Source organism: Mesorhizobium sp. M0808 (assembly GCF_040320025.1).
Taxonomy (GTDB): Bacteria; Pseudomonadota; Alphaproteobacteria; order Rhizobiales; family Rhizobiaceae; genus Mesorhizobium.
Genome location: NZ_JAMYOX010000024.1, coordinates 66,869 through 93,436 on the forward strand (window position 1 = coordinate 66,869; position 26,568 = coordinate 93,436).

The 26,568-nt window shown below is 62.8% G+C and carries 25 protein-coding genes; 13 read left to right on the forward strand and 12 right to left on the reverse strand.

Going from position 1 to position 26,568, the window contains the following annotated elements; all coding sequences use genetic code 11:
- Positions 1–63: 63 nt before the first annotated feature.
- From NKI25_RS23940 to rpsF, 4 genes are all read right to left on the reverse strand, one after another.
- Positions 64–1,353, reverse strand: coding sequence for a cyclopropane fatty acid synthase (locus tag NKI25_RS23940; protein WP_352454398.1), 1,290 nt, complete (start codon positions 1,351–1,353; stop codon positions 64–66).
- A gap of 154 nt (positions 1,354–1,507) precedes the next feature.
- Positions 1,508–2,092: a 50S ribosomal protein L9 gene (rplI, locus tag NKI25_RS23945; RefSeq protein WP_254820243.1), complete on the reverse strand. Its 585-nt coding sequence runs from the start codon at positions 2,090–2,092 to the stop codon at positions 1,508–1,510.
- 214 nt (positions 2,093–2,306) lie between these two features.
- On the reverse strand, positions 2,307–2,555 hold the full coding sequence (gene rpsR, locus NKI25_RS23950; protein WP_006203718.1) for a 30S ribosomal protein S18: 249 nt from the start codon (positions 2,553–2,555) through the stop codon (positions 2,307–2,309).
- Positions 2,555–3,055 carry a 30S ribosomal protein S6 gene (gene rpsF, locus NKI25_RS23955; RefSeq protein WP_023677709.1) on the reverse strand — a complete coding sequence of 167 codons (501 nt, stop codon included), beginning with the start codon at positions 3,053–3,055 and terminating at the stop codon, positions 2,555–2,557. Before rpsF ends, rpsR begins: the two co-directional genes overlap by 1 nt.
- 455 nt (positions 3,056–3,510) lie before the next feature.
- On the opposite strand from rpsF, the gene NKI25_RS23960 reads away from it, so the two are divergent.
- Positions 3,511–5,055: a pilus assembly protein gene (locus NKI25_RS23960; protein ID WP_023677708.1), complete on the forward strand. Its 1,545-nt coding sequence runs from the start codon at positions 3,511–3,513 to the stop codon at positions 5,053–5,055.
- A gap of 31 nt (positions 5,056–5,086) precedes the next feature.
- On the opposite strand, the gene NKI25_RS23965 is transcribed toward NKI25_RS23960, so the two are convergent.
- Positions 5,087–7,012 (reverse strand): LTA synthase family protein, encoded by a 1,926-nt coding sequence (locus NKI25_RS23965; protein ID WP_352827115.1) that lies wholly within the window; start codon positions 7,010–7,012, stop codon positions 5,087–5,089.
- Positions 7,013–7,259: 247 nt separating this feature from the next.
- Between NKI25_RS23965 and fabD the strand changes: the two genes are divergently transcribed.
- The 7 genes from fabD to gmk all read left to right on the forward strand — a co-directional run bounded on the left by fabD (position 7,260) and on the right by gmk (position 13,777).
- Positions 7,260–8,225 carry an ACP S-malonyltransferase gene (fabD, locus tag NKI25_RS23970; protein ID WP_352638426.1) on the forward strand — a complete coding sequence of 322 codons (966 nt, stop codon included), beginning with the start codon at positions 7,260–7,262 and terminating at the stop codon, positions 8,223–8,225.
- Between the two features lie 60 nt (positions 8,226–8,285).
- A complete protein-coding gene (fabG, locus tag NKI25_RS23975) occupies positions 8,286–9,023 on the forward strand; it encodes a 3-oxoacyl-[acyl-carrier-protein] reductase (protein ID WP_352453223.1) in 738 nt (245 codons plus the stop codon).
- 187 nt (positions 9,024–9,210) lie between these two features.
- Positions 9,211–9,447, forward strand: coding sequence for an acyl carrier protein (locus NKI25_RS23980; protein ID WP_127851501.1), 237 nt, complete (start codon positions 9,211–9,213; stop codon positions 9,445–9,447).
- Positions 9,448–9,481: 34 nt separating this feature from the next.
- Positions 9,482–10,744 (forward strand): beta-ketoacyl-ACP synthase II, encoded by a 1,263-nt coding sequence (gene fabF / locus NKI25_RS23985; protein WP_352467164.1) that lies wholly within the window; start codon positions 9,482–9,484, stop codon positions 10,742–10,744.
- Positions 10,745–10,837: 93 nt separating this feature from the next.
- Positions 10,838–12,058, forward strand: a complete 1,221-nt coding sequence (gene mltG, locus NKI25_RS23990) for an endolytic transglycosylase MltG (RefSeq protein ID WP_352567438.1) — start codon at positions 10,838–10,840, stop codon at positions 12,056–12,058.
- Positions 12,059–12,196: 138 nt separating this feature from the next.
- Positions 12,197–13,087 carry a YicC/YloC family endoribonuclease gene (locus tag NKI25_RS23995; protein ID WP_352454404.1) on the forward strand — a complete coding sequence of 297 codons (891 nt, stop codon included), beginning with the start codon at positions 12,197–12,199 and terminating at the stop codon, positions 13,085–13,087.
- Between the two features lie 33 nt (positions 13,088–13,120).
- Positions 13,121–13,777 (forward strand): guanylate kinase, encoded by a 657-nt coding sequence (gmk, locus tag NKI25_RS24000; protein WP_023677701.1) that lies wholly within the window; start codon positions 13,121–13,123, stop codon positions 13,775–13,777.
- Here the strand turns inward: gmk and NKI25_RS24005 are convergent, their stop codons facing one another.
- The 7 genes from NKI25_RS24005 to lptF all read right to left on the reverse strand — a co-directional run bounded on the left by NKI25_RS24005 (position 13,778) and on the right by lptF (position 21,828).
- Positions 13,778–14,071 (reverse strand): DUF1330 domain-containing protein, encoded by a 294-nt coding sequence (locus NKI25_RS24005; protein ID WP_352708519.1) that lies wholly within the window; start codon positions 14,069–14,071, stop codon positions 13,778–13,780.
- A gap of 75 nt (positions 14,072–14,146) precedes the next feature.
- A complete protein-coding gene (gene rsmA / locus NKI25_RS24010; protein ID WP_352708520.1) occupies positions 14,147–14,983 on the reverse strand; it encodes a 16S rRNA (adenine(1518)-N(6)/adenine(1519)-N(6))-dimethyltransferase RsmA in 837 nt (278 codons plus the stop codon).
- A gap of 67 nt (positions 14,984–15,050) precedes the next feature.
- Positions 15,051–16,070, reverse strand: coding sequence for a 4-hydroxythreonine-4-phosphate dehydrogenase PdxA (pdxA, locus tag NKI25_RS24015; protein ID WP_352708521.1), 1,020 nt, complete (start codon positions 16,068–16,070; stop codon positions 15,051–15,053).
- A gap of 12 nt (positions 16,071–16,082) precedes the next feature.
- The gene (locus tag NKI25_RS24020) at positions 16,083–17,009 is read right to left on the reverse strand and encodes a peptidylprolyl isomerase (protein WP_023677697.1); all 927 of its coding nucleotides are present in this window, start codon (positions 17,007–17,009) and stop codon (positions 16,083–16,085) included.
- A gap of 117 nt (positions 17,010–17,126) precedes the next feature.
- Positions 17,127–19,544 carry an LPS-assembly protein LptD gene (locus tag NKI25_RS24025; RefSeq protein ID WP_352708522.1) on the reverse strand — a complete coding sequence of 806 codons (2,418 nt, stop codon included), beginning with the start codon at positions 19,542–19,544 and terminating at the stop codon, positions 17,127–17,129.
- Positions 19,544–20,629, reverse strand: a complete 1,086-nt coding sequence (gene lptG, locus NKI25_RS24030; RefSeq protein ID WP_023677695.1) for an LPS export ABC transporter permease LptG — start codon at positions 20,627–20,629, stop codon at positions 19,544–19,546. The genes NKI25_RS24025 and lptG overlap by 1 nt, the downstream gene beginning before the upstream one ends.
- Positions 20,626–21,828 carry an LPS export ABC transporter permease LptF gene (gene lptF / locus NKI25_RS24035; protein ID WP_352471099.1) on the reverse strand — a complete coding sequence of 401 codons (1,203 nt, stop codon included), beginning with the start codon at positions 21,826–21,828 and terminating at the stop codon, positions 20,626–20,628. The genes lptG and lptF overlap by 4 nt, the downstream gene beginning before the upstream one ends.
- A 354-nt stretch (positions 21,829–22,182) precedes the next feature.
- Here lptF and NKI25_RS24040 point away from each other — a divergent pair, with 354 nt between their 5' ends.
- From NKI25_RS24040 to NKI25_RS24060, 5 genes are all read left to right on the forward strand, one after another.
- On the forward strand, positions 22,183–23,349 hold the full coding sequence (locus NKI25_RS24040) for a flavin-containing monooxygenase (protein ID WP_352454410.1): 1,167 nt from the start codon (positions 22,183–22,185) through the stop codon (positions 23,347–23,349).
- 73 nt (positions 23,350–23,422) lie between these two features.
- Positions 23,423–23,806 (forward strand): VOC family protein, encoded by a 384-nt coding sequence (locus NKI25_RS24045; protein ID WP_352999595.1) that lies wholly within the window; start codon positions 23,423–23,425, stop codon positions 23,804–23,806.
- A gap of 49 nt (positions 23,807–23,855) precedes the next feature.
- A complete protein-coding gene (locus NKI25_RS24050; RefSeq protein WP_352621266.1) occupies positions 23,856–25,352 on the forward strand; it encodes a leucyl aminopeptidase in 1,497 nt (498 codons plus the stop codon).
- Positions 25,353–25,390: 38 nt separating this feature from the next.
- On the forward strand, positions 25,391–25,840 hold the full coding sequence (locus NKI25_RS24055) for a DNA polymerase III subunit chi (protein ID WP_352708523.1): 450 nt from the start codon (positions 25,391–25,393) through the stop codon (positions 25,838–25,840).
- A 92-nt stretch (positions 25,841–25,932) separates the two neighbouring features.
- On the forward strand, positions 25,933–26,568 hold a 636-nt coding region (locus tag NKI25_RS24060; RefSeq protein WP_352999597.1), incomplete at its 3' end, for a phosphotransferase.

Here is a 26,568-nt window from a genome sequence, read left to right on the forward strand (position 1 = left end):
ACGGGACCTTTTTCAGCGTGCCGGCCGGCAATGGCAAGCGGCAATGGTGCAATCGCAGGCAGTCTACTCCGGATCCGCCACCTTGCGGCGGCGAGTGGGCTTGGCCGCAGAAGCCTTTTCACGACGTCCAAGATCGCGCATCTCCAGCGCCTTCTCGCAACTGGCCATGTAGTCGCGCGTCATCGGCAGCGTGTCGTTCTTCTTGGCAATCTGGATTTGGAAAATCACCAGATCCTGCCAGCGGAAAGCGGCTTCCGAGGCGGCAAGATAGAACTCCCACATGCGGCAGAAGCGCTCGTCATAAATCGCCTTGGCCTTGTCGCGGTTGGCGGCGAAGCGCTCGCCCCAATGCTTTAGCGTCTCGGCATAATGCAGCCGCAGGACCTCGATATCGGTGACGACGAGCCCCGATTTCTCGATGGCCGGCATCACTTCGGAGAGCGACGGGATGTAGCCGCCCGGGAAGATGTACTTGCGGATGAAGGCGCTGGTTGCCCACGGCACGCCGGAGCGGCCGATCGTGTGCAGCAGCATGACGCCGTCCGGCTTCAGCAGCGTCGCCGACTTGTCGAAGAAGGTGCGGAAATGATTGACGCCGACATGCTCGAACATGCCGACCGAGACGATGCGGTCGAAACGCTCATTAAGCTCGCGATAGTCCTTGATGTCGAAATGCACCCGGTTTTGCAGGCCTTGCGCATGGGCGCGGTCGGTGGCGACGCCGTGCTGCTCGGTCGACAGCGTCACGCCTTGCACGTCGACGTCGAACGCCTTGGCTAGATAGAGCCCAAGCCCACCCCAGCCGGAGCCGATATCAAGAACCGTCTGGCCGGCCTTCAGCCTGAGCTTGGCGGCGATATGGCGCTTCTTGGCCGCTTGTGCCTCGTCGAGCGTCATGTCCGGCTGCTCGAAATAGGCGCAGGAATATTGCATGTCCTCATCGAGGAAGAGGCGGTAGAGGTCGCCCGACAGATCGTAATGGCGCTGCACGTTGCGGCGCGCCCGCGACGCCGTGTTGATCTGCTGCAGGCGCCGGAAGGCGTGGCGCAGACCTTCGATCGCCTTCGACCAGGTGGCATCGATACCGCCGCTGCCCATGTTCTGGAAGGCAATCCGCATCACCCCCAGCACGCCGCCCTCGAGAATGTCGAGTTCACCGTCCATGTAGGCTTCCGGCACCGCCAGCATCGGATCGAAGGTTATTGCGCGCTCGGCATGCCTTGTCTTAATGTGCATGTGCACCGGCTCGCCGCTGCCGTCACCGAAAGTCACCATCGAGCCTTGCGGCCCTGTCACCTTGAGATTGCCTATGCGGACCAGGCGGTCGAGAACGCGTTTCAGCAGAATATTCATGACCAATTGTCCCCTCTCGGCCAGACATGCTGTCCTATTCTGCATCAAGATATAGGGGTTCGAAAAGTTCCATTTGGCATAAAAATGCCCGGGTACGAGGCCCGGGCATTGGTCCAGAATAGCGATTAGCCGGCGAATGCCGACGAAATGACGATCAGCCGTTGTCTTCGCCGCCTTCGAACTCCGCATTCGGATCGAAGAAGTTTTCCGGCCGCGCATTATCGTTGATGTCCTCGCCGTAGATGGCTTCGGCGGTGGTCAGTGTTTCGCCCTTGGCCTGGCGCTCGGCTTCGTCGGCCGTGCGGGCAATGTTGAGCGTGATGGTAACCTCGACTTCCGGGTGCAGCGCGATCGCCACATTGGTGACGCCGATGGTCTTGATTGGCTGGTTGAGCAGGATCTGGTTGCGGTTGACCGAAAAACCTTCCGCCGTCACCAGCTCGGCGATGTCGCGCGTCGAGACCGAACCATAAAGCTGACCGGTTTCGCCGGCCGAGCGCACGGCGATGAAGCTCTTGCCGTCGAGCTTTTCTGCAATCTGCGCGGCTTCGGACTTGCGCTCCAGGTTGCGGGCTTCGAGCTGGGCCCGCTGTCCCTCGAACTTCTTCTTGTTAGCTTCGTTGGCGCGCAGCGCCTTGCCTTGCGGCAGCAGGAAATTGCGGGCGAACCCGTCCTTGACCTTGACGGTATCGCCCATCTGGCCGAGGCGGGAAACGCGTTCGAGAAGAATGACTTCCATGGTTTTGTTCCTTCGCTTGGGCGCTATCCTCAGGATCGGCGCCGAGTTGTCTGGAACAGGTCAGGAAGCTGGGGCGTCGCCGCCTGTGTCGCTGTCCTGCCTGTCGCGGCAGTTAGGATCTCTTGTCGAAATCCAACCCGGGATTTGGTGTTCGATCCGGCTACGCCCGTCGTGGCCGGTGAAAAAGCGGGCGGCGAACCGCCCGCCTGAAGTGTTAGCGGACCACGTAGGGCAGCAGGCCGAGGAAGCGGGCGCGCTTGATCGCCTTGGCGAGTTCGCGCTGCTTCTTCTGGCTGACGGCGGTGATACGCGATGGCACGATCTTGCCGCGCTCGGAGATGTAGCGCTGCAGAAGCCGCACGTCCTTGTAGTCGATCTTCGGCGCGTTGGCGCCGGAGAACGGGCAAGTCTTGCGGCGACGGTGGAAGGGGCGCCGGGTTGGGATCTGGTTGATGTCGACCATTATTCTGCGGCTCCTTCAAAGCCTTCGCGCGGACGGCGCGGGCCACGATCGGCACCGCCATCGCCGAAGCTGCGCGGCGGACGATCACCACGGTCACCGCGATCGCGGTCGCCGAATGAGCGCGGGCCACGATCGCCACGGTCGCGGTCGCCGAAGCCGCCGCGTTCCGAGCGCTCTTCGCGCTTCTGCATCATTGCCGACGGACCTTCCTCATGCGAATCGACCTTGATGGTCAGGAAACGCAGCACGTCCTCGGACAGGCCCATCTGGCGCTCCATTTCATTGAGCGCGGCCGGCGGGCAGGTGATGTCCATGAGTGTATAATATGCCTTCCGGTTCTTGTTGACCCGGTAGGTGAGGGACTTCAGTCCCCAGTTCTCGACCCGGCCGACGGACCCGCCATTCGCGGTGATGACGCCCTTGTACTGTTCGACAAGCGCATCGACCTGCTGCTGCGAGAGGTCCTGCCGGGCAAGAAACACATGTTCGTATAGAGCCATAGTGTTCGTGCCTTTCTTCGTTTCTCTCCCGGTTCCCGGCGGCAAAAGCCTCTGCAACTTCTCTGACCCGCAATCCTTGCGAAGGCGGGGAAGAAAGGAGCATGACGAGACGGTCGAGAGCGGAGACACGGGAGGCGGAAGCGCTTCTGGCTTCACGCGAAGGTTTCGAAAAACCTCCGGCCCTCCGTTCAGCCCCCAGCAAGGACCGGCAGATTGCGGGCGTCTATACAGGAATTTGACCGCAAAGCAAGGCCAAACGACAGGGCAAACGGCCCTACCGTCCCAGAGCGCCACGGGCCTCGACGGCAAGGCGTACGGATTTCCTGAAACCGGACCTTAACCACCATGCGAAGTTCCAGCACCGGCGGGCGTGGCGGCAACCCGTCGTTCATCATGCGGATGCAAAAGCAAACAGTCTGTGCGAGGTCGGCAGCAAGGCGGTTTTGGGGACAAAAATGCTTTTCGACAAATTCTGCCGTTCGAAGAGCGGCAACTTTGCCCTGATGCTGGCGTTCGGGCTGCCTGCGGTTCTGACCGCCGTCGCCTTTGCCGTGGACGTGTCCACCTTGATGAGGGCCAAGGTCAGCTTGCAGAACGCGCTCGATGCCGCGAACCTTGCATCTTCGCATCTCGGCGACATCGAGGCTTCGCGCAAGGACGTCTTCGACCGCTACTTCCAGACCAATGTCGCCGGCCACAGCGAGTTGAGGAACGCCGAAGCGACGCTTACCGTGGAAAGGGGCCTCAATTACATCCAGACAAAGGCTGTCGCCATGGCCGACGTCAATTTGAACTTCGCCTTCCTGTTCGGCAACGACAAGCGCATCACCGTCGATGCCGGCGCCGTCGAATCGACCAATCAGCTCGAAGTCGTGCTGGTGCTCGACAATACCGGGTCGATGGCCAGCAACGATCGCATCGGCGCATTGCGGACGGCGGCGACGGCCCTGATCGACATGCTCGAAACGGCGAAGTCGCCGACGCGCAGCGTACGTGTAGCGGTGGTGCCGTTCGTCACCGCGGTCAACGTCAAGGGCGAGGACTACGATCCGGCCTGGATCGACATGGCCGGCAAATCGCCGAACAATGGCGCCAATTTCCCCTTGGTCGGCGGCAAGCGCGTCAACCATATGGACCTGTTCAAGCAATTGGGCGTCGAATGGAGAGGCTGCGTCGAAGCGCGGCCCGGAACCAACAATGTTTCCGACATTTCGCCCGACCAAAACAAACCGGACACCCTGTTCGTACCCTATTTCGCGCCGGACGATCCAGGTAACGCTAAAAATCCAACCAGCTCCTACGGCAATTCAGCGACCGGCTACAACAATTCCTATCTCGACGATACCGTTGTCACCGTGCTTCCCGGCCTCACCAGCGACATGGCGAAGTACAGTGTTTCGACGATGAAGCTGATCAACGACAAGAGAGGCCCACTGACTATCGGCCCAAACCGGGCCTGTCCGACGCCGATAGTGCCGCTGACCGATGATTTCGACAAATTGCGGAAGGCCGTCGGTGAGATGATCGAATGGAACGGCTCGGGGACCAATGTTTCGGAAGGCTTGTCATGGGGGATGCGGGTGCTCTCGCCGGAACCGCCTTACAGCGACGGCGCGCCGTTCAGGGCGTCAGGCACGACCAAAACGGTGCTGCTGCTCACCGACGGCGAGAATGTTGTCTATGGCGCGAAGGATACGCCACAGAAGTCGGACTATGGCTCCTACGGATTCCTGGCCTCGGGTCGGTTTGGATCCAGCGACCAGACCGCGGCTGCGCGCAATGTCGACGATTGGACAACCAATGTATGCAACACATTGAAGAAGCAGGACGTGCAGATATTCACAGTGCTGCTGCAGGCCGACACCGCAGCCAACCGCAAGCTTTACGAGGCCTGCGCATCGTCGCCGTCGGATTATTACCCGACCAACGACGTCAGTCAGCTCGAAAGCGTCTTCCTGAAAATCGGAAGCTCGATTTCGCAGCTGCACTTGACGAACTGAACGACGTCGGCCGCTCTCCCGCCGCCGCTGCTCAACTCGTGTGTGCAGCCACTTTGCCTGTGGTTTCGGGGAAGAAATCGGGCGCCGCATGGCGCTTGCCGAACATCATGTCGTATTGCAGCAGACGGAAGTCGCGGATTGCCGGATCGATCTCTTTCTGACGCGACCAATCGGGGGTGGCGTCGCCCCCCGGTGCCAAAAGCAAATTGCGGTCGATAACGCGGTAGCGCTCTCGCAACTGTCCGAGGAAGCCGGTGTAATAGGGATGGCTGATGCCGGCTGTCTTCAGGATATGGTAGGGCAGGAAGGACGGGCTGACGGCGCCCAGATCCTCGGCCGGGCCGCTGCGATTCGACCAGACGATCAGCGGCGTCTGGTGGTGCAGCAGCATCTGGTCGGCCGCCTCCTTGCGCGGCGCAACATTGTCCTTCAGGAAGCCGGTCTCGACGTAGACCGGCCCAAGCGGCGGCAGATGGTCGCCGAAGAACGCGATGACGGTCGGCCGCTCGCGTTTCTTCGCCCATTCGATCAGCCGCTCGAGGCCGCGGTCCGCGTCGGAAGAGCCTTCGGCATAGCTCAACAGCGATTCACGCGCCCATTGGCTGATCGGCGCCTGCACCTTGTGGGTCGGATTGTTATAGCGATACGGCTCATACGGCCCGTGGTTCTGCAGGCTGACGGCGAAAAAGAAGACCGGCTCGGCGCTGGTATCGGCTTCGTGGATAATCTCGTCGGTCATCGCAGCGTCCGACGCGAGCGGTCCGCGCTTCTGCATGGGCGGCAACGTCTCCTCGGACTTGAAGTCGTTGAAGCCGAAATCGGCATAGACGGCCCCCCGGTTCCAGAACCAGTTAGTGCCGGGATGGATAGCGCGCGCCCGGTAGCCTTGACTTTTCAGGAAGGTCGCCAGCGAGGGAGTCGGTGTCCGCACATATTGCTGGTAGGGAATGCTGCCCGCCGGCAGGAAGGCGTTGGAAAAGCCGGTCAGGGCCTCGAACTCGATGTTGGCCGTCATGCCGCCGAACTCGGGCGAGAACATGTAACCCGTGCGCAGTGCCCGCACATTGGGGACAGGGTCGGGCGTGATGGTGACGCCGGGTAGCTTGGTCGGATCCCAGAAGGATTCGCTCATGACGACGATGATGTCGGGCTTCTCGGCGGGTACCGAAGCCGTCACCTGCGGTTTGCCGATCGCTTCGATCGCCTTGCCGGAATAGCCGGGCGGCGCCGAGACATGCGCCATCGGGACGTTCAGCGCGAAGGCGAGCGCAAAACCGTTCGAGGCATAGTTTTCCTTCTGGTCCCACATGATCGGGATGATCTGCAGCCGGTCGCGTGTCCACGAGAAAGTGGCATAGTCCATGATGGAGACGAAGAAGGCGATCAGCGGCACCGTCAGCGTCAGCCGGGCAAGGCGGCCCTTGTGGCTGAGTGCCGGAACGCGGCGGCGCCATAGCCGCCAGCCATAGACGAGCAGCGACAGCCCGCCGACGATGCCGATCGCCAGGGCAATGGCGGTTCCCGGGCGATCGCGTACCAGAAGCGGCATCAATGCCACGATCTGCCGGGAATAGAGGAAATCGGTCGGATAGAGCGGATCGCCGAGATACAGCGACTTCTGGTGGCCGACGAACGCCAGCGACAATGTCAGCGGCGCGACGATCATCAGGCTCTGGTGACTGCGGCCGAGCACGGCGTCGAGGCCGATGAGGATCAGCGCAAAAATGATGATCGTGGTCCAGCCGGGTTTGAAAGGCTGCAGAAAGAAATCAATGGTGCCGGCAAAGTTGCCGCGCACGATCAGTTCGATGGCAAACACAAGGATGGCCGCAGCCAGCAAGCTGATAAGGCCATAGCGGATGACAGGCCATTTGCGCGCCGGCAGATAGCCGGTCGACGGATCGCCTTCAAGAAACTGGGGCGCCGCCTCGGCTGCGCTCTGCTTGGTCTTTGCCACTTCAATAGTTCCCCGGCCCGCAACAAAAGCGTCACTCGATTGTCATCGAACTGTCACGCAAAGCTTAGCGCCTGCGGCGGAAATAAGAAGAGCCAGCAAACAAATCGTGAGCGGTTTTCATCATGAGTGATCGCCAAAAAGCCTGCCGAAACAGGCACTCGGCCGATATTACGCGATCAAGGTTGGACTTGACTTGGCCGCACGCCTTGCGTCACAGGCAACGTGAACCAGCAGCTGGGAGCCGCCGATGGCCATCGCATTCACCTTTCCGGGGCAGGGCAGCCAGGCTGTCGGCATGGGCAAGGACCTCGCCGATACCTTTGTGGAATCGCGGCGGATCTTCGAGGAAGTTGACGACGCGCTCGGCGAAAACCTATCGAAGCTGATCTGGGAAGGCCCGGAAGAGACGCTGACGCTGACCGCCAACGCCCAGCCGGCGCTGATGGCGGTGTCGCTTGCCGCAATCCGGGCGCTGGAGGCGCGCGGCTTCTCCCTGAACGGCAAGGTCACCTATGTCGCCGGCCACTCGCTCGGCGAATATTCGGCACTTGCGGCCGCAGGTTTCGTTTCGGTCGCCGACGCCGCCCGGCTGTTGCGCATCCGCGGCAACGCCATGCAGGCGGCTGTGCCGGCCGGCGAGGGCGCCATGGCGGCGATCATCGGGCTGGAACAGGCCGACGTCGAAGCCGCTTGCGCAGAGGCCGCCCAGGGCGCCGCCAAAGATCCCGCACAAGCCTTGGTTTGCCAGATCGCCAATGACAATGGCGGCGGCCAGCTGGTGATCTCCGGCGCCAGGCCAGTGGTCGAACTGGCGGCGAGGCTATGCACGGAGAAGGGCGCCAAGCGGGCGCTGATGCTGCAGGTCTCAGCGCCCTTCCATTCGGCATTGATGAAGCCTGCGGCCGAGATCATGCGGGAGGCGCTGGCCGCCGTGACGAAGAGTGCGCCGGTCGTGCCGCTGGTCTCCAATGTTACGGTGACCCCGACGAGCGATCCCGACGAGATCGCCCGCCGACTCGTCGAACAGGTGATCGGGCGCGTGCGCTGGCGCGAAACGGTGGAGTGGTTCGGCAGCAACGGCGTTGCGACGCTTTACGAAGTGGGCGCCGGCAAGGTGCTGTCGGGGCTGGCCCGCCGCATCAACCGCGACATTGCCACCACTGCCATCGGATCCGCGGCGGATGTCGAGGCGGCGCTGGCGGCGCTTGCATAATCAACTGGCGATTTGACCCCGCTCCATGCGAAGGGTGTTCGCTCAGATCAGGAGGCAAGAATGTTCGAATTGACCGGCCGCAAGGCGCTCGTCACCGGCGCATCGGGAGGTATCGGCGAGGCGATCGCCCGCGTGCTGCACGGCCAGGGCGCCATCGTCGGCCTGCATGGCACACGTATCGAGAAACTGGAGGCGCTGGCCGCCGAACTGGGCGACCGGGTCAAGCTTTTCCCGGCCAATCTTTCCAACCGCGACGACGTCAAGGCGCTCGGCCAGAAGGCGGAGGCCGACCTCGAAGGCGTCGACATCCTCGTCAACAATGCCGGCATCACCAAGGACGGGTTGTTCGTACGCATGGCTGACGCCGACTGGGATAGCGTGCTCGAGGTCAACCTGACCGCCGTGTTCCGGCTGACCCGCGAGCTTACCCATCCGATGATGCGGCGCCGCCATGGCCGCATCATCAACATCACTTCAGTGGTTGGCGTCACCGGCAATCCCGGCCAGACCAACTACTGCGCCTCCAAAGCCGGTATGATCGGCTTTTCCAAATCGCTGGCGCAGGAGATCGCCACCCGCAATATCACCGTCAACTGCGTCGCCCCGGGCTTCATCGAATCGGCGATGACCGCCAAGCTCAACGACAAGCAGAAAGAGGCGATCATGGCGGCGATCCCGACCCGGCGCATGGGCACGGGCGCCGAAGTCGCCTCTGCCGTCGCCTACCTAGCTTCCAACGAGGCAGCCTACGTCACCGGCCAGACCATTCATGTGAATGGCGGCATGGCAATGATCTAACACTTGGGAAAACGCTTCATTCCGTCTTGGATGCACGGGATTTTTCGTGTAATGCCGCCCGCAACCCGGCGGTTCGGGCAAAAACCGGTCCTGTTCCGCTGCGTTTCCGGCAGGACCATCTTTCAGCTTGATTAGCGGCATTCTGCCCGCTAACGAAGACAGACAACCAAAAGACGAGGATGCCCAAATGAGTGACACCGCAGAGCGCGTCAAGAAGATCGTCATCGAGCACCTTGGCGTCGATGCCGAGAAGGTGACGGAGCAGGCGAGCTTCATCGATGATCTGGGCGCGGACAGCCTCGACACGGTCGAACTTGTCATGGCGTTCGAAGAAGAGTTCGGTGTCGAAATCCCGGACGACGCCGCCGAGACCATCCTGACTGTTGGCGATGCGGTGAAATACATCGACAAGGCCTCCGCCTGACGCTATTTGCAGTCATCACCGGGGAGGACCTGCGATGAGGCGTGTCGTCGTCACGGGCCTTGGGCTGCTTTCGCCGTTCGGCATGGGCTTCGAGCACAGCTGGAAGGAGCTTCTGACCGGCCGCAGCGCAGCCAAGCGCATCACCGAATTCGAGGTGGAAGACCTTGCCTGCAAGGTCGCCCACGTCATTCCGCGCGGTGACGGCTCCAATGCCACTTTCAATCCTGAAGCCGTTCTCGAGCCGAAGGAACTGCGCAAGATCGGCGACTTCATCCTGTACGGGATCGCGGCCGCCGACGAGGCACTCAAGGATTCCGGCTGGCAGCCGAAGACGCATGAGGAACAGTGCGCCACCGGCGTGCTGATCGGTTCGGGCATCGGCGGCATCGAAGGCATCGCCGAGAATGCGATGATCCTCAAGGAACGCGGTCCGCGCCGCATCAGCCCATTCTTCATCCCTGGCCAGATCATCAACCTCGTCTCCGGTCAGGTCTCGATTCGGCATGGGCTGAAAGGCCCAAACCATGCCGTCGTCACCGCTTGCTCGACGGGTGCGCACGCCATCGGCGACGCCGCCCGCCTGATCATCTGGGGCGATGCCGACGTTATGGTCGCAGGCGGCGCCGAAGCGCCGGTGACGAGACTGTCGATCGCCGGGTTCGCCGCTTGCCGCGCGCTCTCCACCGAGCGCAACGACGCGCCACAAACGGCCTCACGCCCCTATGATCGCGATCGCGACGGCTTCGTCATGGGCGAGGGCGCCGGTGTTGTCGTGCTCGAGGAGCTCGAACACGCCAAGGCCCGCGGCGCCAAGATCTATGCCGAGGTCACCGGCTACGGTCTGACCGGTGACGCCTATCACATCACCGCGCCTGCCGAAGACGGCGACGGTGCTTTCCGTTGCATGACCGCGGCGCTGAACCGGGCGAAGCTGACGCCGGCCGATGTCGACTACATCAACGCGCACGGCACCTCGACCATGGCCGATACGATCGAACTCGGCGCCGTCGAGCGGCTGGTCGGCAACGCCGCCTCGAAGATATCGATGTCGTCGACCAAATCGTCGATTGGCCACCTGCTGGGCGCGGCTGGTGCTGCCGAGGCGATCTTTTCGATCCTCGCCATTCGCGACAACATCGCGCCGCCGACCATCAATCTTGACAATCCGGAGCGCGAAACGGCGATCGACCTGGTGCCGCACAAGCCGCGGGCCCGGCAGATCGACGTGGCGCTGTCCAACTCCTTCGGCTTCGGTGGCACCAACGCCTCGCTCGTCTTCCAGCGCTACAATGGCTGACCGCTCTGCCGGTTTCCGTCTGCCGTCAATTTTGCCATATTCGCCCCTACTCTGCCCGAGGGGATTCGTCGCAAGATCAAATGGTAGGGCGCTATGAACACAAATCCGGCCGATAACGGGGAATTCGGGCAACGGGCAGCAACGCCCGGCCCGATCGTGCCGAAGACGGCCAGCGAGGCGTTGCGGCCCGAGGCCGGCACGCCGCCGCCGAAGCGCTCGCGTGCCTCGCGCAGCCAGTTCGTCGTGTTCATGAACTTCGTCATCTCTTCGGTGATGCTGATGGTGCTGGCGGCAGGCGTTGCGCTGTATTTCGGCAAGCAGGAGTTCAACGAGCCCGGCCCGTCGGCCAATGGCGACACTTTCCTGGTCAAGCCGAATAGCGGCGTCCAGGAGATCGCTGACCAGCTTGAGCGGCGAGGGCTGATCAGCGACGCCCGCATTTTCCGCCTTGGCGTGCGCGCCTTCGGCAATGATTCGGCCCTGAAGGCCGGCGAATACGAGATCAAGCCGCAGGCGTCGATGCACGATATCATGGAACTGCTGAAGAGCGGCAAGTCGGTGATGTATTCGCTGACTATCCCCGAGGGGCTGACGGTCGAGCAGGCGCTGCAACGGATCGCCGAGCAGGACGCGCTGACCGGCGATATGCCGTCGACCACTCCACCTGAGGGCAGCCTCGCCACCGACACGCTGCGTTTCACCCGCGGCGCAACACGCCAGCAGATGGTCGACAAGCTTCTGGCCGACCAGAAGAAGCTGGTCGACGAGGTCTGGCAGCGCCGAGCGCCGGATTTGCCGATCGCCAACGTTGAGGATTTTGTCACCCTGGCCTCGATCGTCGAGAAGGAGACCGGCAAGGGCGATGAACGCTCGCGCGTAGCCGCCGTCTTCCTCAACCGGCTGGCCAAGGGTATGCGGCTGCAGTCGGACCCGACCATCATCTACGGCCTGTTCGGCGGCAAGGGCAAACCCATCGACCGCCCGATCTATCAGTCGGACATCCAGAAGCCCACGCCCTACAACACCTATCTGATCAACGGCTTGCCGCCGACGCCGATCGCCAATCCCGGCCGTGCGGCGCTGGAGGCCGTCGCCAATCCGTCGAAGACCAGCGATCTCTACTTCGTCGCCGACGGCAGCGGCGGGCACGTCTTTGCCTCGACGCTCGATGAGCATAACGAGAATGTCGCTCGCTACCGGGCACTGCTGAAAAAGCAGGCGCAGGACGCCGCCAAGGCCGGGGCAACCAATACCGGAGCCGACACGCCGGCGGGAGCCATCGTTGACGATGCGGGCGCCACCGCCGCCCAGTAGGGCCGGACGCCATCAGGTTGGCCCTGTGCATGTCCGGGTGGATGTGCAAGGGCTGCTATGGCATTGAAATTCACATGATCCTGTCCGGAGAAAATCGCTCCGGCTTGAGGGGCATTCGGCAAAGGGACGCACGGCTACATGAACTTGCAGAGCATGACCGGTTTTGCGCGCAGTGTCGCCGAACACGACGGCACTTCGATTGCCTGGGAAGCCAAGTCCGTCAACGGCAAAAGCGTCGAGGTCAGGCTGCGGCTGCCGCAAGGTTTCGACCGGCTGGAGCCGGCCGTCCGGCAGACGGTGCAAAAGCGTTTTGCGCGCGGCAATTTCCAGATGACGCTGACCATTGGCCGCGCCGCCGGCGCTCAAGCGCAACCTGTGGTCAACGAGGCTTTCCTGAAGGATCTGGCGGGGTTGGCCAAGCGGCTGCAGGAGCAGTTCGGAGTAGCCCCTGCGGCGGCCGACGGGCTGCTTGCGCTGCGCGGCGTCCTCGACATTCCCGAAACCATCGAAACCGAAGAGGCGCGCAGTGCGCTCGATACCGCAATACTGTCGGCGCTGGAAGCAGCACTGAACGGGCTGCACCAGGCGCGCCAGGGCGAAGGTGCGGCACTTCGTTCCCTGTTGTCCGGCCATATCGACGCCATCGAGGCGCTGACGCTGCGGGCCGAGGCCGATCCATCACGCGAACCGGCCACGATCCGCGAAAGGCTCGCCGAGCAGATCCGCCTGTTGATGGACGCGTCTGCCAACCTGGACGCCAGCCGGCTGCATATGGAAGCGGCGTTCCTGGCCACCAAGGCCGACATACGCGAGGAAATCGACCGGCTGAAGACGCACGTGGTGTCGGGGCGGGCACTGCTCGCCGGAGGTGGGGCCATCGGCCGCAAGCTCGATTTCCTGGCACAGGAATTCAACCGCGAATCGAATACGCTGTGTTCCAAGTCGAATGCTGCCGCCGTCACCGCCATCGGGCTGGAACTGAAGGCGGTCGTCGACCAGTTTCGCGAACAGGTCCAGAATCTGGAATGATCCCGATGCCAAGCCACATGACTGCCAAGCCCCATGACCGCTAGGGATGTGGGTTCCCGCATTCGGCGCCGCGGGCTGATGCTGGTCTTGTCGTCGCCGTCAGGCGCCGGCAAGTCGACGATTGCGCGCAATCTGCTGGAGAGCGATTCCAGCCTGGAATTGTCGGTCTCGGTCACCACGCGGCCACGCCGCGGCAGCGAGATCGAGGGCGTCCATTACCACTTCCGTACCATGCGCGAGTTCGAGCGGCTGCGCGATTCCGATGCGCTGCTCGAATGGGCGGAGGTGCATGGCAATTGCTACGCGACGCCGCGCGAGCCGGCTGAACAGGCGCTGGCCGAAGGCCGCGACATGCTGTTCGACATCGACTGGCAAGGCGCTCAGCAGCTCAAGGAGAAGATGCGCGCCGACATCGTCTCGATATTCATCCTGCCGCCATCGATGAAGGAATTGAAGGCGCGGCTGAAGCGTCGCGCCGAGGACCAGGAAGCGGTGATCGAGACGCGGCTCAAGAACGCCCGCAACGAGATCGAGCACTGGAAGGAATATGATTTCGTCATCGTCAACGACGATCTCGACCGCGCTTTCGCCGAGGTGCGGGGCATCGTCACGGCCGAACGACTCAGACGCGATCGCCGGCCGGGCCTGTTCGATTTCGTCTCGGGGCTGCTCGACGAAAAGACGGATTGATCAAGGCGCTGTCCCCACGACCAGGATCAGATTGCGGCTGAGCGCGGCGTCGCGCAGTTCCAATGCCGCGGCATATTCGGCGGAGCGGTACCAACGCCGCGCCGTGTCCATGTCGGGGAATTCCACGATGATCAGCGGCCCGGGAGACCAGTCGCCTTCCAACCTTTCCACCTCGCCGCCGCGTACCAGATAGCGCCCGCCATGCTGGGCGATGGAGGCAGCCGCGCGGGCGCGATAGGCTTCGATAGCCTCTGCGTCACGGATCGTGACGTCGGAAATGACATAGGCGGCCACTGTTTGTCTCCGGGCAGGGTTTGTCCGGCTATCTATGCCATGAGAGCGGAAATTTCACGCGGACGCTTCCCGGCATCACACCGCGTTGGTCAGGCGAACGAATTCCTCGACGCTGAGCGTCTCCGCACGCCTGGTCGGATCGATGCCGGCGCGGGTGAGCAGTGCCTCGCCGCCGAGGCTTTTCACGCTCTGCCGCAGCATTTTCCGGCGCTGGCCGAATGCCGCTTCGGTGACGCGGCTGAGCCGTTTCACCTCTGCCGGCAAGGGGTTGGCACGCGGCACAAGATGCACCACCGAGGACGTCACCTTGGGTGGCGGCGTGAACGCCTGCGGCGGTACGTCGAAGGCGATCTTCGCCTCCGTCCGCCAGCCGGCCAGCACGCCGAGCCGACCATAGGCCTCGCTGCCGGGGCTGGCTGCAATGCGTTCGGCGACCTCGCGCTGGAACATCAGCGTCATCGATGTGTAGAAAGGCGGCCACTCGGTAACGGTCAGCCAGCGGATCAGCAATTCGGTGCCGATATTGTAGGGCAGGTTGGCAACGATTTTCGACCCGCCGCTTCCCGGCACTCCTTTGGCAAGCGCTGCAAAATCAGCTTTCAGCGCATCGCCAGCTACGATCTCGAGCCGGCCCGGATAGTGGTTCGCGATCTCGGCCAGGGCCGCCAGGCAGCGCTCGTCGCGCTCGATGGCGACGACCCGCCGGGCGCCGTTGAGGAGCAGGGCACGAGTCAGCCCGCCCGGACCGGGACCGACCTCGATAACCGTAACGTCGCTCAGGTCGCCGGCGGTCCGTGCAATCTTGCTTGTCAGGTTAAGGTCGAGCAGAAAATTCTGGCCCAGCGCCTTTTTCGCCTGCAGCCCATGGCGCTCGATCACCTCGCGCAGTGGCGGCAGGCCGTCTATGCTCATCGGGCTGGGCTCATCAGGCGGGCTCATCGGGTTAAGGCCATCGAATTTGGCTGATTGGGCTCAGGGCCTACGGCCTTTTCCCGGTATCGGCAAGAACGCGAGCGAGTTTCAGCGCTGCAATCAGGCTGTCGGCACGGGCGATGCCCTTGCCGGCGATGTCGAAGGCGGTGCCGTGGTCGGGCGAGGTGCGGACGAAGGGCAGGCCGAGCGTGACGTTGACCGCCTCGTCAAACGCCAGCGCCTTGGCCGGGATCAGCGCCTGGTCGTGATACATACAGAGCGCCACGTCGTAGCCGGCGCGGGCGCGAGCATGAAACAGCGTGTCGGCCGGCAATGGCCCGAAGGCGTCGATCCCTTCCTGCCTCAGCCGGTCGACCGCCGGGCGCACGATCCGCTCGTCTTCGGTGCCCATGGTGCCGCCTTCGCCGGCATGCGGGTTGAGGCCGGCAATGGCGAGCCGCGGCTTGGCAATTCCGAAGCGGTTCGCAAGGTCGGCGGCGGTGATGCGGCCGGTGGCGACGATAAGGTCCGTCGTCAGCGCTTTCGGCACCTCGGCCAGCGCGATGTGGATGGTGATCGGCACCGTGCGCAGGTCCGGTCCGGCAAGCAGCATCACAGGCGTCACTTCGGTGCCGGTGTGAAGCGATGCCAGATGCGCCAGATATTCGGTGTGGCCGGGAAAGCGAAAGCCGGCGTCGTAGAGCGGCTTCTTGGCAATGGGGCAGGTGACGACCGCGGCAGCGCGGCCGGCCAGGCAGTCGGCAACGGCGCGGTCGATCGCCTCGATGATGCCGGCGGCGTTGGCTGGATCCGGGCGGCCGGGACTGTCGACGAAACGGGCAGCAAGCGCCACCACCGGCAGCGCGCGCGAAAACACCCCCGGCGCTAACGCCGGCGTCGTCTCGGCAATCGCGATATCGGTGCCGAGCCTGTGCGCTCGCGCGGCAATCAGTGCCGGATCGGCAAGGAGATAAAATGACGGAACGCCAGCGCTTTCGCGGGCCTGCCAAGCAGCGATGGCGATGTCCGGCCCCACGCCGGACGGATCGCCGACGCTCAACGCCAGCGGAAGCTCTGCGTCAGCCACGGCGCTTCGACTTCAGCGCTCGATTATGCGGGCTTTCTTCCGCAACTCCTCGACATATTTCTTCGAGAGTTCGTCGGCGTTCTTGTCGTTCGAACCTTCACTCTGGAACACCATCTGCGCGGCTTTGTCGTCTGACACTTCGCGCGACGAGCAGATGCCGATGAATTCGACACCGCGGTCGGTTTCGCGCGTCGTGGTGGCGCCGCCGACCTTTGTAGCCTTTATCTGCTCGGCCCAGTCCGCCGGCAATTGCGGCGCCAGCACCCGGCCGAGATCGCGAACGGTGACATCGATCAGGCCCTTGGCGAATTCGCGCGTGGTGTTGCAGCCGTTGAAGCGGGCGCGCATGGCGTCGGCTTCGCGTTTGCGCTTGGCCAGCGTCGCGGTTCGCTCGGCGGCCGGCACCACGAAGATGACCTGTTGCAACATGTACTCTGTGGCGCTCGGTTTGCTGCCGCCTTTTTCGAGCATGCGCTTGACGAGGTCCTGCTCGCTCATGGCGCCGCCACCGTCTCCGGAACGGGAACGCGCGGTCAGCGCCTGGTTCCAGGCCATCTGCGCCCGGATAAACTCCTTGAAATGCTCCTTGGTGACGCCGGATTGCGCCATCGCGCCGTCAAGCTGCTTGAGCGGCATCTTGTTGCTGGTGGCGAAACGCTGATAAGCGGCATCGACCTGCGCGTCGCTGATGCGGATGCCGAGCCGCCGGGCTTCGGCCAGACGCAGCGTCTGGTCGATCATTTCCTGGCCGGCATCGCCCTTTCTGTGCTGCAGGCGCAGGAAAGCGGCCCGATGCTGGATGTCGCCGGTGGTGATCGGTATATTGTTGACGACGTATTTGATTTCGGTGGCGAAAACTGGCCGCGTCACCGCGGTGGTCGAGAACGCCACCAGCAGCGCGAACCCTGCCGAAAAGAGGTATTTCCTCATCGAAAGCATCCCAATTCCATCCCGATTCGGCCCAACCTATCCCAGTTCAGGCCGTCAAAATTCGTGCCTGCTCTATGCGGCGAAACAATGTCGTCCGCCAGCCGCCCCGTTGCCGACCGCTGCCCGTTATTGAATGGTGTCGATGGAGCGTTGCGACGAGCCGAAATCGCCGAGCGTGCGGAACGACAGGTTGAAGCCGACGTTCTGCGATACTTCCTTGGTGTTCAGGTCACGTCTTTCCGAAAACGTCATCAAATAGGTAAAGCACGAATCACTATAGGCAAAGCCGACCCCGTCCTTGACCAGAACGCTCTGCTCCAGATCATACGTGCCGGTGCCAAAGACGCGCCAATTCTCGGCAAGATGTGTCGAGGCGCCGAGCGTAACCTCATGGCGATCGGTCGAGAAGCCATAGAGCGGCTGCGCCTGGATGAAGGCGTATTTGGCGCTCAGCGATACCGGCAGGCCTGAAAAGGCGGCCTTTACCTCAGCGCGGCGGATCTCGAAGCTTTGCTCGTCGAAACGGCCGCTGACCGAGCCGGAAAACCCGCTGGGGCTGTTGAAGCCGACAAGGCCGACATAGTCGGAGGTTGCAGTTTCAAGACCCGAATAGGCGCCGACATTGACCAGGTCCGGCGTGCCGAACGAGTTCTGGCCGCCGAGCTGGTAGGATTGGCCGAACACCGCATTGGTGCCCCAGCCATTGTCATATGCGCCGGAATAGCGCAGCCCGACATTGGCGCGTGTGCCGCCTTCCATGCGGTCATAGCCCGAGAATTTGTCGCGCTCGAACAGCGTCGTGGCGTCGAAGACGAAGCTCTGGGCGTCCTCGTTGGGGACCGCCAGCCCGCCGACATATTGCTCGTTCGGACGCATGAATACCTGCGCCATCGGTTCGAAGACATGGCTGGAACTGGTCATCGAAAACAGCACCGGCCAGCGCATCTCAAGGCCGGCGGTCGCCATGTAGCGGGCAAGCGATGAACGCATATCGTCCTCGACGCCGAGATTGGTCGCCATCTGGTTGACGGCGTCGAGCGAGGCCGAGGAGGCGTTGACGTAGCCGGCGTCGCCGCGCAGCGCCAGGAGCGGTGTCAGCAGCAGCCCGCCATCGGTGGTGAAGGTGCGCTTCCATTCGGCTTCCGCGGTAAGGCGCCCGGATTGACCGTCGATGCCGCGGACGTTGTTGACGGACGAAGGGATGCCCGAATTTGCAAGAGCCGTATCGAGCCTGTCGCGGTCAATGACCCGCGCGTTGACGTCGAACGACAGCTGCCCGCCGGCCACCGGCATGTCGGGGATATAGGCGTAGTCGAGCGAGGGCAGCACCCAGGGCTGCTTGGCGGCGCGTGCAGTCGGATCGCTGGCGAGCGTGTCTTCCTGAACCTCGAAGTGCATGGCGCGCACGTCGAAGTAATTGCGATCGTTGAGCCCCGTCAGGTACACCTCGGAGCGGTGCACGCTATCGTTGAAGCCATCGATGTCGTAGGTGCGCGCGAAATTCTTGTCGCTCTGCAGCAGGATGTCCCAGCCGAAGTCCCAGCGCGGGTTGATGGCGAACTGGCCCTGGGTGCCCATCATGCCGCGGAACCTGTTCGGGTCGCCTTCGGTACCCGAATTCACGTTGTGGCCATTGTCGTCGATGAAGGCGTCGGGATTCTCCTGCCGGATGCCCGCAATCTTCAGGCTGTACTGACCGTTGTTGAAGCGCTGCCTCCACTCGGCCTCACCGAGGAAACCTTGCTTGGTATAGCCGCTGCCAGTGACAGTGAGATCGTAGGTCGGCGAGAGCGCGAAATAATAGGGGACTTTAACACCGACGCCGAGATCGCTCTTGTAGGCGACGCCGGGGATCAGGAAGCCGCTCTTGCGCTTGACCGTTGGGTCGGCGATCTCGAAAGCCGGCAGATAGGCCAGCGGAAAGCCGAAGAACTCGAAATTCGAGTTCTCGAAGCGAACCGTCTTCTTCTCGCCGTTCCAGATGATCTTCCTGGCCTTGATACGCCAGGTCGGCGCTTTGTCGGGCTTGTCCTCGCACGGCTCGCAGGCGGTGTAGACGCCATTGTGGAACGTCGTCAGCACGCCGCCCATGCGCTCCGCGCTTTCGGCGGCGAAATACGCCTTGTCTATGGTCTCGACCCGCAGCGCGTTGACGAAGCCGTCGGCGAAATCGTCAGTGATGTCGGCATGCTGCGAATAGATTTTGGTGCCGTCGCTATTGACGAGTTCGACATTGCCGCTGGCGACGAGGCGTTTGGTGTTGCGGTTGTATTCGACCCGCTGGGCGACCAGACGGTTGCCGCCGTAGTCGATCTGGACGCCGCCGACGGCCGTCACGGTCTGCTTGTCGTTGTCGTAGACCAGCGTATCGGCTGCCAGCAGCATCTGCGTGCCGCTCGGAACCTTCTTTGCCAGCTCACTGACGTCCTGGGCAAAAGCCGGAGCAACCGGGGCGGCGCTGGCAAGCAGGCACGCCAAGGCGCTCGCCGCAGAGAGGCGTGCCAAACCGGCGTGCCTATGGCTGCGCAAAACCGCCTCCCTCACTAGCCGTCTTCCTTGTATAGCAGGAATGTCACCCCGAAGAACATAGCCACGACAACCGGGACCCAAGCCGCTACGGCCGTGGGTACGAATCCCGCTACGCCGAATGCCTTGACCAGCACCGAAACGACATAAAGCAGAAACCCGGCCACGATGCCACCCAGAATCATCGTTGCCGACTGCCCCATCCTCGCAAATCGCATTGATACCGTTGCCGCAATCAGCGTCATCGCGACAAGCAGGAAGGGCAGCGCAATCAGGGAATTGAACTGCATGGCGAAGGCATTTGCCTTGAGGCCGAAGGAGCGGGCCACTTCGATCTTGCCGGGCAGATCGTAGAAGGGAATGGTCTCAGGGCGCGCCAACCGCTCTTGCACGAATTCCGGCTTGAGATTGGTCGGCAGCCGATCGCTGGGTAACGACTGGATGGTACCGTCCCGGAACACCTTGACGTCCTGCAATTCCCAGTAGCCGTCCCGCAAAAAGGCGCGCGCCGCATCCTTGCGCTCGATGATGTCGCCTTGCGGGCTGAAGCTGAAGAAGACCGCGTCGGCCATCTCTAGGCCTTGATTGAGAATGGCGCGCGCGCCGATGATGGTGTCGCCGGCGTTGGTTTTCTGCCTGATCCAGGGCGCAGCATCGGCCGAGACGCTGTTCGACTTGCCCGAACGGAGCTGGGTCTCGATCTCCTCGGACCAGGAATAGGCGTGCGCGGCTACCGGATTGATGACGCCGACCGACAAGGCTCCAAACAGCAGCGCCCCGATGCAGCACGGCAGCAGGAATTGCCATGCGGAAACCCCGGCGGAACGGGCAATGACCAATTCATATTTGCGGTTGAGCGACACCAACGTCGCCATCGCCGAGAACAGGCCGACGAACGGCACCGTCTGCAGCATGATCATCGGCATCCTGAGCCCCGAAATGGCGAACGCAGTTGCGTAGGTGAAGCCCGGCACGCCGGTCGTGCGGCCGGAAAGCTCGGTGAAATCGATCAGGAACACCAGCGCCAAGAGGCCGATGAAGAACCAGATGGTGATCGTCACATAGCGAAAGAAGAAGTACCGACCCAGAGTCCAGCCCATCAGCCGGCTCCCTGTCCGGATGCGCCACGCCCGGCAAAACGGAGCTTGATGGCGCTCCAGCCGTCACTGAAGCGGCCGGCAAGATTGGTTATCCAATCGGCCCAGGCAACCGGCAGTTCCATGGTCCGGTTGGACACGATGAACCAGATGGCGATCGCCGATGCCACGATCGGGACGCCGTAGACCATATAGGCATATTGCGGCACCTTGTCGGCCTTGCCGGCGGCAAAGAACCCGAGCCAGCGCACGAACAGCGCGATCGCGATTGCCGTGATCAGCGGGTGCACACGCGCCTCGCGATGCGAGCGCGCATCTCCGGCAACGGCGAGCGCGATCAGCGCGAAGACGAGCGAATAGGACCACTCGGAAAAACGCTGGTTGAGCTCGGCCAGGTACCTGTTCGGCTTTTGCTGGTACATCTTGTCGTTCGGACTGGGATTGAGCAGATACTGGGTCGTCCGGTCCTTCGGCAAAAGCAGGATGTCAGATGATGCCGACATGAAAGCGGACAAGTCGAAGGCGTAGGAGGTGAACCGGATCACCGAGAGGTCGCCGGTCATGGTTTTGCGATGGATGACGCCGTCATTCATCATCAGCACCTTCTCGTCGCCGCGTTCGATGATGCTGCCGGTCTTGGCGTAGTAGATGAGATTGACGCCTTCTTCGCGCGAATCGGCGACGAAGATGCCGCCGAGGCGGTTGTCGGGAAGCCGTTCGCCAACCTGCAGGAACAGGCCGTCGTCGATCTTGCGGAAGGTGCCTTCCTGGATGATCAACGACAACAGATCGGCACGCGACGACGCAATCAACTCGCGGTTCTTCTGGCGTGCGTAAGGATCGACGCCATTGTCGACGGCGAAGGAAAAAACGCTGGCTGCAAGTGCCAGAAGCATGATCGGCCTGACAATGGTCCAGCGTGAAGCGCCGGCGGCATTGATGACGGCCAGCTCCGAATCCGAATTCATCACGCTGAGGATCTGGGCGACCGCGACCACCAGGGCGAACGGCACGACGATCGGAACGATTGTCGGGATGATCAGCGCTGCGACTTCGAAGAAGGTGAGGGCCGACTGACCGCTATCGGTGACGAGGTCGATGCGGGCGAGCACCTGAGTCGTCCAGACGATCGCCAGCGTCCAGACGAGCGCCAGCGCGAATACCGCGAAAGCACGGCGCATGATGTAACGTTCAACGACCTTCATGAAGGCTTTTCTCGGCGATTTCGAACGGCATCATGCCTTGGAACAAGGTAGTCGTCCGGCGCCGGCTGCACAACTGGCTCAGTTTGGCGGTTCGATCTGGGTTCTGTCCCGGATCGCAAAATCCGCTGGGCCGGAGTGTCGGCGGCAATGGATAAGAAAGAGCGAACATTGTTGGTTAACAACAGGTTGCGGCGGGAAGCGGGGCCGTGCCGCGACGAATCGTGGATGGTTCGATATCGCATATGGGAGCGATTTCGGCCAAAGTCTTGCCAAATGCGGCAAAACGACCAAATGTCGCGCCGGTCGCGACCGCCGCGGCGTGATAAGACGGGTCAGGATCTGTTGAGCCCCAGCATGGAAGCGGAAAAATTGCGCGGTCAAACCGGTCGGGAAGCGGTCTTTGACGGCGCGATCGTGGTCGGGGCCGGCGCGGCCGGCCTTGCCGCCGCCCACGCCTTGATGAAGGCCGGCGTACCGACGCTCGTCCTGGAAAAGGAGAGCCGGCTTGCCGAACCCTGGCATCGGCGGCACCAGCGGCTGCACCTCAATACGCATCGCGATCTCTCGACGCTGCCCGGCGTCGGCTATCCCGCAGGCACCCCGGCTTTTCCGCACAAATCGGCCGTCATTCGCCATCTGAACGATTTCAGCCAGGCGCATGGTCTGCCGGTGGCATTCGGCGTTGCCGTTGAAGAGATCACGTTCGACGGCGATCACTGGACCGTGCGGACGAACGCCGGACGTCGTCTGGCGCGTCATGTCGTCGTCGCCACCGGGCGCGACCGGCAGCCGTTTATTCCTGCGTGGAAAGGCATGAAGGATTTTGCAGGCCGGATTATCCATTCGGCCGATTTTGGCGAGGCGAAGGACTACGTCGGCAAAAGGGTGCTGGTCGTCGGAGCCGGCAATTCGGGGTTCGACGCACTCAACCATCTTGCGAATGCAGATGCCCAAAGCATCTGGCTGTCGGCCCGCAACGGCCCGTCGCTGCTGCCGAAACGCATCGGCAAGGTCGCCGTCCACAGGCTTTCACCGTTGATGGCGAGCTTGCCGGTGCGGCTGGCCGATGCGGTGATGGCGACAACCCAGCGCCTGGTTTTCGGCGACCTGACGAAATTTGGGCTTCCGCCGGCTCCCACAGGCGGTGCGAGCCGTCTGAGCGCCGACTACACCGCGATCGCAGCCGATGACGGCGCGGTTCGCGCCATAAAGGCAGGCACGATCGTGGTGGTGCCACCATTGCGGGAATTTACCCAAGACGGCATCGTATTGAATGACGGCAGGTTGATCACGCCCGATATCGTCATTGCGGCGACCGGCTATCGCACCGGTCTGGAGCAGATGTTCGGCAAGCTCGGCGTTCTCGACGGCAAGGGCGTTCCGCTTTTCAACGGCGGCGATGCCGATCCGAAATTGCCTGGTCTGTGGTTTACCGGCATGCGGCCGAGCATTCGCGGTTGTTTCGCCAACGCCCGCATTCAGGCCAGGGCGATAGCGGCGCGGATTGTCAAGCAGCGATGATGAGCCGGACTATGCCGACTGTTCCGCCCGCAATAGACACGCCTTGTTGAAAGGTGCTCGAACCGAAAGGCCAATGGTCATGACGCCAGTCAGCATTCGCTACATGGTCGATGATGTCGCCGCCTCGATCGACTTCTACTGTGGACATCTGGGCTTCGCTGTTGAACAGGACGCGCGACCGGCTTTTGCTTCCGTCACACGCAGCGCTTTACGGCTCCTTCTAAGCGGACCCGGCAGTTCGGGTGCACGGGCGATGCCGGATGGCCGGCAGCCGGTGCCGGGAGGTTGGAATCGCATCCTGTTGGTGGTGCCGGACCTGAAAGAAGAGGTTGCGCGCCTCAAGAGTGCTGGACTTGTCTTTCGCAACGATATCATAACGGGCGTCGGCGGTTCCCAGACGCTGCTCGAAGACCCATCGGGCAATGTCATCGAGCTGTTTCAACCCGCCGCTCACTGACGAACGTTTCTCGCGATAATCCAACTCACTTCCCCGAAAGCAGGACATGATGAATTCGAGACCCTCGATCGCCTTTGCCAAATTCGCCGCGCCCAAAAAAGGCAGCGTTTTCGTTCTGGTGGCCGACGAGGGCGGCCTCAGCGATGCCGCCAGGGCTTGCGATCCGGCAAAGACCCTCGAGCGGGCTTTTCCGGTCGCCGACTTCACCGGCAAATTCGCCAGCCTGGTCGAAGTGCTGGCACCGGAAGGGACATCGCTCGAGCGGCTGGTGGCGGTCGGTGCCGGCAAGGGCTCCAATCTCGATGATTACGCCTGGCTGAAGCTCGGCGGCACGATTGCCGCGTCCTTTCGCAAGGCAACCGAAGTGGCCGTCGTGCTCGATCTTCCCGGTGCGGCCGTCAGCGGCAGGCAAGCCGTTCAGCTTGCAGCGGGCATCCTGCTGCGCAGCTATTCCTTCGACAAGTACAAGACCAAAAAGAACAATGGTGACGACAAGCGCGAGCCAAAAAAGCCGGTCAAGGTGACTATTCACACCGCCGATCCGGCAGCTGCAAAGAAGGCCTTCGCCGATGAAGCGGCGGTGATCGACGGCGTCTTGCTGGCGCGCGATTTGGTCAATGAACCGGCCAATGTTTTGGGACCGGTGGAATTCGCCGCCCGCATCGCCGAACTGGAGGCGCTCGGCGTCACGGTCGAGATCCTGGCCGAGAAGGAGATGAAGAAGCTCGGCATGGGTTCGCTGCTGGGCGTAGCGCAGGGTTCGCCGCGTGGCGCCCGCATCGCGGTCATGCGGTGGGACGGCGGCAAGGCCAAGGAAAGCCCGGTCGCCTTCGTCGGCAAGGGCGTCACCTTCGACACCGGCGGCAATTCGATCAAGCCGGCGTCGGGCATGGAGGACATGAAGGGCGACATGGGCGGCGCTGCTGCCGTCACCGGGCTGATGCACGCCCTGGCCGCGCGCAAGGCGAAGGTCAATGTCGTCGGCATTGTCGGGCTGGTTGAAAACGCCGTCGACGGCCACGCTCAGCGACCGGGCGACATTGTCACCTCGATGTCGGGCCAGACTATCGAAGTGCTCAATACCGACGCCGAGGGCCGCCTGGTGCTGGCCGATGCGCTCTGGTACTGCAACGACCGCTTCCAGCCGAAATTCATGATCAATCTGGCGACGCTGACCGGCGCCATCATGGTCGCGCTCGGCCAGCATTATGCCGGCCTGTTCTCCAACAATGACGAGTTGGCGGACCGGTTGACGGCGGCCGGACAGGCGACGCAGGAGCGGGTGTGGCGCATGCCGCTCGGTGCCGAATACGACAAGCTGATCGATTCCAAGAATGCTGACATGAAGAACATCGGCGGCCGCCATGGCGGCGCCATCATTGCCGCGCAGTTCCTGCAGCGCTTCGTCAAGGACACGCCCTGGGCGCATCTCGACATCGCCGGCACCGCGATGGGCGCGCCTTCCAACGAGATCAACCAGTCATGGGCTTCCGGCTTCGGCGTCAGGCTGCTCGACCGGCTGGTGCGCGATCATTACGAGCAATGAGCGGCTGGGGCGGGACTCCGACAATGTAGACTGAACGCATGGCCGAGATTCTGTTTTATCACCTGACCGAATCGACGCTGGAGGATGCGCTGCCCGGCCTCCTGGAGCGCAGTGTCGATCGCGGTTGGCGCGCCGTGGTGCAGACCGGCACCGAGGAACGGCGCGACGCGCTGGACCAGCATCTGTGGACTTTCCGGGACGATTCGTTTCTGGCCCACGCAACGGACCGCGAAGCCCATCCCGCCGAGCAGCCGGTGCTTCTGACCGTCGGCCCTGACAATCCGAACCAGGCGCAGATACGCTTCCTGGTCGATGGGGCGGTGCCGCCGGAGCTTGGCGGCTACCAGCGCGCCGTGTTCCTGTTCGACGGCCACGATGCAGCCCAGCTAGAGGCGGCACGCACGCATTGGAAGACAATGAAGGAGGCCGGCCACACCGTGACCTACTGGCAGCAAACGCCTGACCGGCGCTGGGAACGCAAGGCTTAGAGAACTTGCAGCCAAGTGGAATCACTGGCGCCGCAAGAGTGCGGCGACAAAAAGATGGACCGCCGGCTATTCAGAAGATCGGAGCAAGCCCGATGCCGCCCGATGAACGAACGCCAGGCATGCCGATAGATGCCGCACTTGTTCGCCGGCTGATTGCCGCGCAGTTCCCCAAATGGGCGGACCTGCCGGTAGAGACGGTCGAGCCTGGCGGCTGGGACAACCGCACGTTCCGGCTGGGCGACAGCATGTCGGTGCGGCTGCCGAGCGCTGCCGCCTATGTCGCCCAGGTCGAGAAGGAGCATCGCTGGCTGCCCCGCCTGGCGCCTCACCTGCCTCTGCCGATACCCGTGCCGCTGGCCAAAGGCGCGCCCGGGGAAGGCTATCCATGGCCTTGGTCCGTCTATCGCTGGCTTGGCGGCAGACCGGCGGCTGGCGAACTGATTGCCGATCTCACTGAGTTCGCCCGTTCGCTGGCCGGCTTTCTGGTTGCGCTCTACCGGATCGACGCTGCCGATGGGCCACCGGCAGGGCAGCATAATTTCCACCGCGGTGGCCGGCTTTCGGTCTACGACGCCGAGACCCGAGCCGCGCTCTCGGCGCTCGGCGGCCGCATCGACAAGGCCGCAGCCGAGACCGTGTGGGCGACGGCCCGATGCAGGCGCTGGCCAAGGGCCCCGGGCTGGGGGGAAGGCGCCCTTTGGCGGGGGCATAGGCGAGGGGCAGATGGG

What these genes read in the sequence shown, in the direction of transcription:
- NKI25_RS23940 (WP_352454398.1), bottom strand. Translation starts at nt 1,353, where the DNA reads ATGAATATTCTGCTGAAACGCGTTCTCGACCGCCTGGTCCGCATAGGC.
- rplI (WP_254820243.1), bottom strand. Translation starts at nt 2,092, where the DNA reads ATGGAAGTCATTCTTCTCGAACGCGTTTCCCGCCTCGGCCAGATGGGC.
- rpsR (WP_006203718.1), bottom strand. Translation starts at nt 2,555, where the DNA reads ATGGTCGACATCAACCAGATCCCAACCCGGCGCCCCTTCCACCGTCGC.
- rpsF (WP_023677709.1), bottom strand. Translation starts at nt 3,055, where the DNA reads ATGGCTCTATACGAACATGTGTTTCTTGCCCGGCAGGACCTCTCGCAG.
- NKI25_RS23960 (WP_023677708.1), top strand. Translation starts at nt 3,511, where the DNA reads ATGCTTTTCGACAAATTCTGCCGTTCGAAGAGCGGCAACTTTGCCCTG.
- fabD (WP_352638426.1), top strand. Translation starts at nt 7,260, where the DNA reads ATGGCCATCGCATTCACCTTTCCGGGGCAGGGCAGCCAGGCTGTCGGC.
- fabG (WP_352453223.1), top strand. Translation starts at nt 8,286, where the DNA reads ATGTTCGAATTGACCGGCCGCAAGGCGCTCGTCACCGGCGCATCGGGA.
- NKI25_RS23980 (WP_127851501.1), top strand. Translation starts at nt 9,211, where the DNA reads ATGAGTGACACCGCAGAGCGCGTCAAGAAGATCGTCATCGAGCACCTT.
- fabF (WP_352467164.1), top strand. Translation starts at nt 9,482, where the DNA reads ATGAGGCGTGTCGTCGTCACGGGCCTTGGGCTGCTTTCGCCGTTCGGC.
- mltG (WP_352567438.1), top strand. Translation starts at nt 10,838, where the DNA reads ATGAACACAAATCCGGCCGATAACGGGGAATTCGGGCAACGGGCAGCA.
- NKI25_RS23995 (WP_352454404.1), top strand. Translation starts at nt 12,197, where the DNA reads ATGAACTTGCAGAGCATGACCGGTTTTGCGCGCAGTGTCGCCGAACAC.
- gmk (WP_023677701.1), top strand. Translation starts at nt 13,121, where the DNA reads ATGACCGCTAGGGATGTGGGTTCCCGCATTCGGCGCCGCGGGCTGATG.
- rsmA (WP_352708520.1), bottom strand. Translation starts at nt 14,983, where the DNA reads ATGAGCATAGACGGCCTGCCGCCACTGCGCGAGGTGATCGAGCGCCAT.
- NKI25_RS24020 (WP_023677697.1), bottom strand. Translation starts at nt 17,009, where the DNA reads ATGCTTTCGATGAGGAAATACCTCTTTTCGGCAGGGTTCGCGCTGCTG.
- lptF (WP_352471099.1), bottom strand. Translation starts at nt 21,828, where the DNA reads ATGAAGGTCGTTGAACGTTACATCATGCGCCGTGCTTTCGCGGTATTC.
- NKI25_RS24040 (WP_352454410.1), top strand. Translation starts at nt 22,183, where the DNA reads ATGGAAGCGGAAAAATTGCGCGGTCAAACCGGTCGGGAAGCGGTCTTT.
- NKI25_RS24045 (WP_352999595.1), top strand. Translation starts at nt 23,423, where the DNA reads ATGGTCATGACGCCAGTCAGCATTCGCTACATGGTCGATGATGTCGCC.
- NKI25_RS24050 (WP_352621266.1), top strand. Translation starts at nt 23,856, where the DNA reads ATGAATTCGAGACCCTCGATCGCCTTTGCCAAATTCGCCGCGCCCAAA.
- NKI25_RS24055 (WP_352708523.1), top strand. Translation starts at nt 25,391, where the DNA reads ATGGCCGAGATTCTGTTTTATCACCTGACCGAATCGACGCTGGAGGAT.